This is a genomic window from Mycobacterium sp., assembly GCF_049281135.1.
GTDB lineage: Bacteria > Actinomycetota > Actinomycetes > Mycobacteriales > Mycobacteriaceae > Mycobacterium.
In genome coordinates this window covers 1-8,823 of the sequence record NZ_JBAPRN010000063.1, presented here as the reverse complement: position 1 = coordinate 8,823, position 8,823 = coordinate 1, and the positions used below count along the sequence as shown (strand labels likewise).

At 64.2% G+C, this 8,823-nt stretch carries 8 protein-coding genes; 2 read left to right on the top strand and 6 right to left on the bottom strand.

Translation table 11 applies throughout. The annotated features are described in order from the left end of the window. Nucleotides 1-729: HpcH/HpaI aldolase/citrate lyase family protein (locus WAN02_RS02565; protein WP_422262558.1), on the top strand; the 729-nt coding region annotated here is incomplete at its 5' end. A 349-nt stretch (nt 730-1,078) separates the two neighbouring features. Here WAN02_RS02565 and WAN02_RS02560 read toward each other — a convergent pair. The 6 genes from WAN02_RS02560 to WAN02_RS02535 all read right to left on the bottom strand — a co-directional run bounded on the left by WAN02_RS02560 (nt 1,079) and on the right by WAN02_RS02535 (nt 7,602). Continuing rightward, nucleotides 1,079-2,224 carry an acyl-CoA dehydrogenase family protein gene (locus tag WAN02_RS02560; protein ID WP_422262556.1) on the bottom strand — a complete coding sequence of 382 codons (1,146 nt, stop codon included), beginning with the start codon at nt 2,222-2,224 and terminating at the stop codon, nt 1,079-1,081. Nucleotides 2,225-2,370: 146 nt separating this feature from the next. Continuing rightward, on the bottom strand, nt 2,371-3,129 hold the full coding sequence (locus tag WAN02_RS02555) for a FadR/GntR family transcriptional regulator (RefSeq protein ID WP_422262555.1): 759 nt from the start codon (nt 3,127-3,129) through the stop codon (nt 2,371-2,373). A 121-nt stretch (nt 3,130-3,250) separates the two neighbouring features. Then, complete coding sequence (locus WAN02_RS02550; protein ID WP_422262553.1) at nt 3,251-4,099, bottom strand: enoyl-CoA hydratase-related protein; 849 nt, start codon at nt 4,097-4,099, stop codon at nt 3,251-3,253. Nucleotides 4,100-4,144: 45 nt separating this feature from the next. Next, nucleotides 4,145-4,930 carry an enoyl-CoA hydratase/isomerase family protein gene (locus WAN02_RS02545; RefSeq protein ID WP_422262551.1) on the bottom strand — a complete coding sequence of 262 codons (786 nt, stop codon included), beginning with the start codon at nt 4,928-4,930 and terminating at the stop codon, nt 4,145-4,147. Between the two features lie 63 nt (nt 4,931-4,993). Next, nucleotides 4,994-6,487, bottom strand: a complete 1,494-nt coding sequence (locus tag WAN02_RS02540; protein ID WP_422262548.1) for an aldehyde dehydrogenase family protein — start codon at nt 6,485-6,487, stop codon at nt 4,994-4,996. Then, a complete protein-coding gene (locus WAN02_RS02535; protein ID WP_422262546.1) occupies nt 6,484-7,602 on the bottom strand; it encodes an acyl-CoA dehydrogenase family protein in 1,119 nt (372 codons plus the stop codon). The genes WAN02_RS02540 and WAN02_RS02535 overlap by 4 nt, the downstream gene beginning before the upstream one ends. 210 nt (nt 7,603-7,812) lie before the next feature. On the opposite strand from WAN02_RS02535, the gene WAN02_RS02530 reads away from it, so the two are divergent. Beyond that, nucleotides 7,813-8,565 carry a FadR/GntR family transcriptional regulator gene (locus tag WAN02_RS02530; protein ID WP_422262544.1) on the top strand — a complete coding sequence of 251 codons (753 nt, stop codon included), beginning with the start codon at nt 7,813-7,815 and terminating at the stop codon, nt 8,563-8,565. Nucleotides 8,566-8,823 lie beyond the last annotated feature (258 nt).

Here is an 8,823-nt window from a genome sequence, read left to right as displayed (position 1 = left end):
CAGTGGTGCCACGACGACATCATCGAAGTCGTCACTCGCGCGGGGAAGAACCTGGACACCATTGTCGTCCCGAAGGCGTGCAAAGCACGCGACGTGTGGTGGGTTGATCTGCTGCTGACGCAACTGGAGGCCAAAGTCAAACTGGGCCGCCAGATCCGCCTCGAGGTGCTCATCGAAGAGGTCGCGGGTCTGGCCAACGCAGAGGAGATCGCGGTCGCCAGTCCCAGGATCGATGCGCTGATCTTCGGGGTGGGCGACTTCTCGCTGTCCCAGGGAGCGCGGGTCGACACCAATTTCGTGCCGATCGGCGAATACCCCGGCGATTTCTGGCATTACGCACGCAACAAGATCATGGTCGCTGCCCGCATCGCTGGCGTCGACGCGATCGATGCCCCCTACCCGGACTACGGCGATCTGAAGGGCTACGAGCGCGACGCACGCCGGGCCTCCATGATCGGCTACACCGGCAAGTGGGCAATCCACCCGAGCCAGGTCGCTGTTGCCAACGAGGTCTATTCGCCGACGGAAGCCGAGATCGCGCGCGCTGAGCGCAATCTCACCGCATACCGGGAGGCCGAGGCGAACGGGCGCGGCGCGGTCGGCGTCAACGGTGTGCTGGTCGACGCGGCACACGTCAAAATGGCTCACAACACGATGGCGCGCGCTGCGCTCATCGATCCCGAGCGCTACTTGTCACTCGATCGCGTCCTGGATAACGCCGGCGGATAGTGCAGGTAGCTACTGCCGTTCTGGTGGACGCGCACGGCCGCACCCAGATAGGGGAAGGCGCACTGCGACCACTTGATCCCCAGGCGGATATCAGGTTAATTGCGTTGTGTTGCAACCTTTTTCGAAGTCTTCCGACCAACACAAACCGCCTCTTGTTGTCTCCGGTCGACTCGCCCGTGCCGCTCCCCTAACCATTGGCCGCCAGCCGCTCAATACAACGAAATCGATACAACAGATGACCAGTAATTGCTATGCCGGGGCCATCATCTTTTCGGCTGGTGCAGAGATATGACATCGCATTTGTCAACGCGGTCCCGCTGATATCGGGGAAGGGCGTGGAAGCTCACGATCACAACACAGATTCGTCGCGGGGCAGCCCGAGCAGCTGTTCGGCGATGGTGTTGCGCTGTATTTCAGCGGTGCCGGCACCGATGGTTGCGCCACGCGAGTGTAGGAAACCGGTGAGCCAGCGGCCGTTCTCGACCGCGGCCGGCCCGGTCGCGATCAGCGCGTCGGGGCCGAGGAGGTCGATGGCAAGCTCGTGGAACTCCTGTTCCAGCAGACTGAAATGCAAGCGCGCGACGGACGCGGACGGCCCGGGATCGGAATTGGACTCATGACGGGCGACCACGCGGACGGCGTGCAGGTACAGGATCCGGACATGAATGACACACTGCGCATACCTGTCTCGGGCGAGTGGGTCGTCAAGTGCGTGGCGACTCTTCAACAGTCTGGTCAGCGAGTCCAACCGGCGTCTGTAGGCACTCGCCTGACTCAGCGACCGGGCGGCCCGTTCGTTGCCCAGAGTGGTGCGCGCCAACGGCCAGCCGCCGTTCTCCGCGCCCACGCGGTTGGCCACGGGCACCCGGACGTCATCGAACACGACCTCACAGAACCGCGCGTGCCCGCTCATGTCGCGCACCGGGTGCACCGCGACTCCGTCGGCATGCAGGTCGATGAGCAGATAACTGATGCCATCTCGGCCAGACTTGCGCGACCCGGTGCGCACCAACGCGAACATCATGTCGGCGAGGTCGGCGTAGCTGCTCCACAGCTTGGCACCACGCACCACGTAGTGGTCGCCGTCGCGAACTGCCGTAGTGCACAGCGATTGCAGGTCCGAGCCAGCCTCAGACTCCGAAAAGCCTTGAGCCCAAACCTCATCGCCACGCAGCATCGCCGGCAAATACCGCTGCTTCTGCTCTTCGGTACCGAACTTCAGCAGGGTGGGCCCCGCGATCAAGGGACCGTTACCAGGATGCGGCGGCACCGACAGCGTGGCGAGTTCGTCGTGGTAAGCGACTTGGTCGGACAACGTCAGAGCCATCCCCCCGTACTCGCGTGGCCACGCTGGACCGGCAAGTCCGTTGACGTACATCGTCGCCGCCCATGCCCTTTGGCCGGCTATCCGCTCCGGCTTGCCGACTCCGCGCAGATCCGGCGGCGGGTTGGCGGCCACAAACTCGCGTAGCCGGCGTCGCAGTTCGTTACTCACATGTCACCCACCCAAACGGTCACTCGGAGAATTATTCGATCTATGATAGCTCGTATTATCGGGCTTTGGAGAAACCCGGGACGTTCGTTGCGAGCAGCCCTAGGCATCGTCCACGTTCGGATGGGATCGCAGAAGTGGCGCTTTAGTCAGTCCAGCAGATCGAGAACGCTGTTGACCTCTGGATCGGCGAGCAACTCAACGTCGCCGGCGGCGAGGTGCTTGCGCCATAATTCCTCGGCGTCCTGGGTCGCGCCGGCGGCGATGAGGTTGACCAACCGCTCATGCGCCCGGTGCGCCGCATCGGTGGCACGCCTGCGTTCGGGCTGGGAGCCACGCGAACTCATGTACCGATCGGCCTGGGCCTGGATAATGCGGTTCGATACCGCGGTGAGCACCTCGAAGGTCTGCGAACCGGAGAGCTGAACCAGCAGTTGATGAAAGCGCCCGTAGGCGCGGGACAGTTCGACGGGGTTGTCCAGGACCTCTTCCTCATTGGCCAAGGCTTCCCGCAGAGCCGCCACGATGTCGCCGCGGTCATCAGCGCGCGCCAACAATCCCGCCGCCGGCGCTTCCAGCATCAGCCGAGCGTCGTAGACATCCCGGAGGGTGGCGCCCTCACATTGCAACACCAGGCCGATATAGCGAGCGACGTTGCTCACGCTGGGAGTGCGTATGCGCGCTCCCCCACGCGCTCCGCGCCGAACGACCAACAGACCCTCGGATTCCAGGATTCGCAACGCCTCCCGCACCGTGGTACGGGCGACGCGGGCGTGTTCCATGAGTTGGTCCTCGGGCGGTAGAGGGTCCCCCTCGTTGAGCACACCTTCGATGATCTGCTCCCGAAGATCGGCCGCGACAATGTTCGCCATCTTCGGAAGCTGTACGGCGCGCACTACATTCGCCATGGTCTCTCCTAGCGGTGCTATCCCACGCTTGCACCAAGATCATTCGTTATATTATCAGTCGGTTCTGAATCCGAAGATGTGCAAACTCCCGCGACACGCAAATCGGTTGCAAGCCAACCCGCTATGCCCCGTCGGCGGACGGTCGGGCGGCCAGGAAATCAGGCGGTCTTTTCGCGCGCAGCGCCCGCACGCCCGTCCGGAAATCGGCCGACCCCAGCGCGGTGTTCATGTCTTGCACCGAGGCGCGATAAGCGTCGCCGAAACCGAGTGCCGAATCGATGAACAGCTGTCGTTTCATCATCCGCAACGATTCGGCAGAACTTCCGGTAGCCAATCCTCGCGCGTACGCGACGGCGTCCGCGACCACCTCGCCGGGCTCACAGACCCGCTGCACCCAGCCGAGATCCGCGGCGCGCGCGGCGGTGATCGGACGCGGTGAATACAGCAGCTGGGCAGCGCTTGACAACCCGACGATGCGTGGCAGCAACCATCCCAGCCCGTACTCCGCCGGTAAACCGAGTGCAGCAAACGCAGTTGCGATCTTGGCTTGCCGGTCAGCGAAGCGTATATCGGCGTAACTGGCAACCACGAACCCGGCGCCCGCGCAAGCACCAGAGATCGCCGCAATAACCGGAACAGAAATCGCCAGAGGATAGAAGTGGTTGCGGCGCAAGTGTTGTGGCGTCTCAGCCGGGAAATCGGGCAGATCCACCCGATCGACCTCATAGGCACCGCCGCCGTCCCCGATGTCATCTAGGGCCGCCGAGTCGGCGCCGACGCAGAAGTCGTTTTCTCCCGTGACGACCACGGCCCGCACCTCGGGGTCGACATGACACCAGTGCAATGCCCATCGATACTCCGCGGCGGTGTGGCCGCCCCAGGCGTTTCGCCGTTCGGGGCGACTCAGCGTAATGGTCGCGACGCCCAGTTCGGCGCTAAGGCGCATCCGGGTGAACTCGTCGGGCTGCATGCCCCTACCCCCGGCCCCGATACCGAACTGCGCGGTGCTTGTCTCTCAACGGATTTCCCAGGTACGTTCAGCGCCCGACGCGAACTCCAGCTTGGTCTTTTCGTTGATGAGCTGGGTGTACATCAAGGGAACCGAGCGGGACGCCTCGATAGTCATCGATAGCGAATCCCATACCGCCTTCACGGTGCCCTGTACCGCCAGCGGCGGTTTCTCGGCGAGTCGCGCGGCAAGTGTGTGGGCCCGGTCCCATAGCTGCTCACGGGGCAACACCTCGGTGACCAAGCTGATGCTCAATGCTCGTGCAGCGCTTACCCTTTCCTCGTTACCGAACAGCGCAATGCGCATCACCTCGCCGAATGGAATGCGGCGCAGCAATGCGGCCGGTTCGAGCGCCGACGCCATCCCGTAGGTGGTGTGCGGGTCGAAGAACGTGGCGTCATCGGAGCAGATCGCGACATCACATTCGTTGAGCCAGTAAAAGGCTCCGCCGGCGAACAGACCATGGATCGCCAAGATCAACGGCTTCCACACTCGATTCTGCTTGGCGCCCAACCAGAATCCGGGATCGTCTTCGGACAACGGGTTGGGATGACGGAAGCGGCCGAGCTTGCGATCGACCCCTGTGGAGAACGCCCGCTCGCCCGCGGCACGCAGAACTACGGCGTGGATGTCGTCTTCATGGCGGCAGATACGCCATATCTCACTGAACTCGTCGAGCATCTGCTGATTGAAGCAGTTCATCACCTCTGGCCGGTTCAACGTAATGGTGGCGATGTGGTCGGCGACGTCGAAGAGCACGGTTTCAAACGTGGTCTTGTAAGAGGGGGTCATCGGAAATCCTTCGGTCGGTTCGAACGGCCTAGGCTCGATCGGACGGCGGGCGTTGCGGTTTGGTCACCATTGGACGTGAACATTCTTGATGCGCAGATACTCATTCAGGCCATGCCGACCACCCTCGACACCGTGTCCGCTTTCCTTCCACCCCGAAAAGGGCGCCGCAGGTGGTAAGGCAGCCATGCCATTGACAGAGATATAGCCAGCGTCTAATGCCTCGGCGACGCGGTGCGCGCGCCCGAGGTCCGCCGTCCACACGTAACCAGCCAAACCGTACCGGCTGTTATTGGCAATGCGCACCGCCTCTGATTCGTCGTCAAATGCCATCACACTCAGCACCGGGCCGAACACTTCGTCCTGCGCGAGCGGGCTGTCGGGGTCCACCTCAGCGAAAATTGTTGGCTGAATGAAGTTTCCGCCTGCGAGGTCACCGGTCGCCGCCGCCCCGCCGTATACCAGGCGGCCGTCCCCCCGGCGACGCGCTGCGTCGATCATGCCCAATATGCGGTCGCGGGCGCCGACGTTGACGACGGGGCCCATGGTGGTCGCCGGATCAAAAGGGTCACCCAGCCGAAACCGTTTTGCCTCGGCGACAACGCCGTTGAGCACGCGGTCATAAGCGGAACGTTGCACGAGCAGTCTTGTCGGCAGGAAGCAACCCTGACCACTGTTTTGGGCGATGCCCATGAACGCAGATAGTTTGGCAACCTTGTCGATATCGACGTCTGGGAAAACCAGTGAAGCTGATTTGCCGCCTAATTCGAGGATGGTCGGTAGATGGCGCACCGATGCGGCTTGGGAGACCGCGCGTCCCGCCGCGGCGCCTCCGGTAAAGGAAACCAGTTTGATATCTGGGTGGGCGCACAGCCGCGCTCCCACGTCGGGGCCACCAGCCACCACGTTCACGACGCCGGCGGGCAATCCGGCAGCGGTGACCAACGACGCCAAGTACAGGCTGGAAAACGGTGCGAATTCGGAGGGTTTGACAACCACGGCATTGCCGGCGGCCAGGGCTGGAGCGATCTTGAGCGCGAGGGCGACGATGGGCCCATTCCACGGGATGATCGCGGCGACCACGCCATAGGGTGCGTAGCGGGTGTAATCCAGCGCCGCGCGAGCCGGCCCGACGGAGGGCACCACACCGTCAATCTTGTCGGCATGACCTGCGTAGTGACGAAACCATTCGACGGCGGCGCGCACCCCCGCGCGCGAAATCCTCAGCGGCATGCCCATCTCCAGCGACACCATCGAGGCCAGGGTGTCGGCGTCCGACACCATCGTGTCGGCAAACGCCAGGAGCTTGTCCCGCCGCTGTGCGGGGGACACTGCCGCCCATTGCGTCTGCGCGTGCGAGGCCGTCTGGGCGGCACTGTCGATCTCGCTGGGCCCAGCCAGCGTCCAGGTGCGCAGCGGCTCACCGCTGACTGGGTCGAGGTGTGCGTATCGCTGACCGCCGCCGACTACCCACCGGCCCCCTATGTAGGCCGACGCACCTGGCAAAGCCGCGAGCGCCGCGTCGCGAAAGGTGGTGGCCAGCTCGGCCGGTGTGCTCACAATCCGAGTTCCTTCAGCAGTCGTTGGCGGTGGAATGCCGCGTTTCCGAACAGCATCTGGCTGCCCTTGGCGCGGCGGAAGTACAAGTGCGCCGCGTGCTCCCAGGTGAACCCGATCCCACCGTGAACTTGAATGTTCTCGGCCGCCACACCGCAGTACGCCTGCGAGCAGTATGCCTTTGCCAGGCTGGCCAGTGTGGTGGTCTCGGCGGAGTTCTCGTCGATGGCCTCACCGACCGAGTGCGCCGCGGTCGCGGCGCACTCCACCTGCACCAGCATGTCCGCGCACTTGTGCTTGATGGCCTGAAACGATCCGATCGGACGACCGAACTGATGGCGGATCTTGGCGTACTCCACGCTCATTTCCAGCACCCGACGCGCGCCGCCCACCTGCTCAGCGGCCAGCGCTGCCAGACCGGCATCGAACGCGGAGCCCAGGTAGTCGTCGGCAGCGCCGGCCTCTCCGATCAGGAACGCGCAAGCGTCATCGAAGGTCAAATCGGCTTGCCGGCGGGTCATATCGATCGTAGCCAACGGCGTTGCGTGGAACCCGGCGGCGGCGTTGTCCACCGCGAACAACGACGGGCCCGCCGGCGTGATGGCGGCGACCAAGACCGTATCGGCGACCGCACCGTCAAGGACAAACCGCCGACGACCCGTCAGCGTCCACCCGTGCCGGCCAAGGTGGGCGTGCACTTCGCCAGTTGTTGCTTCCCAGCAGCCGCTGGCGTCGGTGAAAGCCAGTGCGGCGATGCGGGTTCCATCGGCGATTCCGGGAAGCAGCTCGGCACAGCGGTCCGCATCGGCGCTTGCGAGCAGGGCGTGGACCACCAACACAGCAGACGACAGATACGGGGCACAGACCAGCGCCCGGCCCATCTCCTCCGCGACGACCTGTACATCAACGAATCGGAAGTCCGCGCCGCCATACTCGGAGGGAATCAGCAGGGCCTGCAAACCGAGCTGGTCGGCCATCTGCCGCCACAGATCTGGGTCGTAGCCGTCGGTAGTCATCATCACCGAACGGACCGCCGGCTCGTCGGAGTGTTTGGCGAAGAACGCTCGCGCGGTGGCGCGCAGGTCGTCCTGTTCGCCGGCGGCGGACGTAGCAATCACTCGTGCTCCCGAAGACACGGCCCCGTTATTCGTTCTATCAATAAACGATATGTTAGCACCGGCGGCACCGGTAGCGATATGGGGACGCCAGCAGCTTGCGGGTGCGGCCCGCGCGCCAACCGTCATTCCACAAATGAATCGGTGATAAATTAACCTCAACCACAAGCATGAGTGCCGAAGGCTAGCCGGCGAAAGCGCAGAGGTAGGACCTTGTCTGAGTTGGTCACCGACGCGGAGGGGCCTTCCTCCAACGCCGCTTCGCTGGTAGCTGCCCAGATCCGCAAGCAGATCGTCCTCGGCGAGTTGACCGAGGGTGACCTACTGCCGTCGGAGCCCGAGATGATCAAGCGGTTCGGAGTGTCGCGCCCGACACTACGGCAGGCATTTCGCATCCTGGAAACCGAGCACCTGATCACGGTGCAGCGCGGATCTCGCGGTGGCACAACGGTTCTTCGGCCCGCGACGAAACTGGCCACCCGCTATCTCAGCGATCTGCTGAGGCACCGCAAGACCACGCTCGGCGACGTGCTGACCGCCCGGCTGATGATCGAGCCTGCCGCGGTGGCTCAACTGGCCCGCTCCCGCGACGCCGACGCGATCAAGAACCTCTACGCGCTTGTGGACGAGCAGCGCGCTGCCGAGGACGGCGCCGCCGCCACCAAGGCGGCCGATCAGTTTCATGTCCGGCTCGTCGAGCTCGCCGGAAATCCGGTCCTTGCCCAGTACTGCAAGCTGCTCCACTACCTCATTCGAGGCCATGTCCGGCGCCTGGCCAGCGCCAGTCGCAGCGGCGACATCGGGCTGACGCACGGATCCGCCGAGGCCCACGCGAAGCTGGCTGAACTGGTTTCAGCCGGCGCGGTGCATGCTGCGCTCGAGCACTGGCGTGACCACCTATCCGACATCCATGCGCAGCTGGCGGCACGGCTGGACCTCGACTCGGCCCTCGAAGCACCGGAGTGATACGGGATCAACACAGCCGAACAGGTCTGCACGAGGGGCGATCTCACCCGCGCAATCGCCGGCCCGCTGCCGTTGGCGGCGCCGGTGATGACCGCCTCAGACGACAACGTTCCCTAGCGGGCCCAGGGCCCTTCCTCCGGCGTGGGCATGCCAGGCAGCAAGCCCTGATCGGCCGGCGGATCAGGATAAGACGGCAAGCCCTTGGTCCGCGACGGCAGGCGCACCCGCAACGTGCCGTACGCGGTCCGTTCGTCGAGC

Bases quoted from the DNA above. Each gene is read 5' to 3' on its own strand.
- WAN02_RS02545 (WP_422262551.1), bottom strand. From the start codon at position 4,930: ATGACCCCCTCTTACAAGACCACGTTTGAAACCGTGCTCTTCGACGTC.
- WAN02_RS02550 (WP_422262553.1), bottom strand. From the start codon at position 4,099: ATGCAGCCCGACGAGTTCACCCGGATGCGCCTTAGCGCCGAACTGGGC.
- WAN02_RS02555 (WP_422262555.1), bottom strand. From the start codon at position 3,129: ATGGCGAATGTAGTGCGCGCCGTACAGCTTCCGAAGATGGCGAACATT.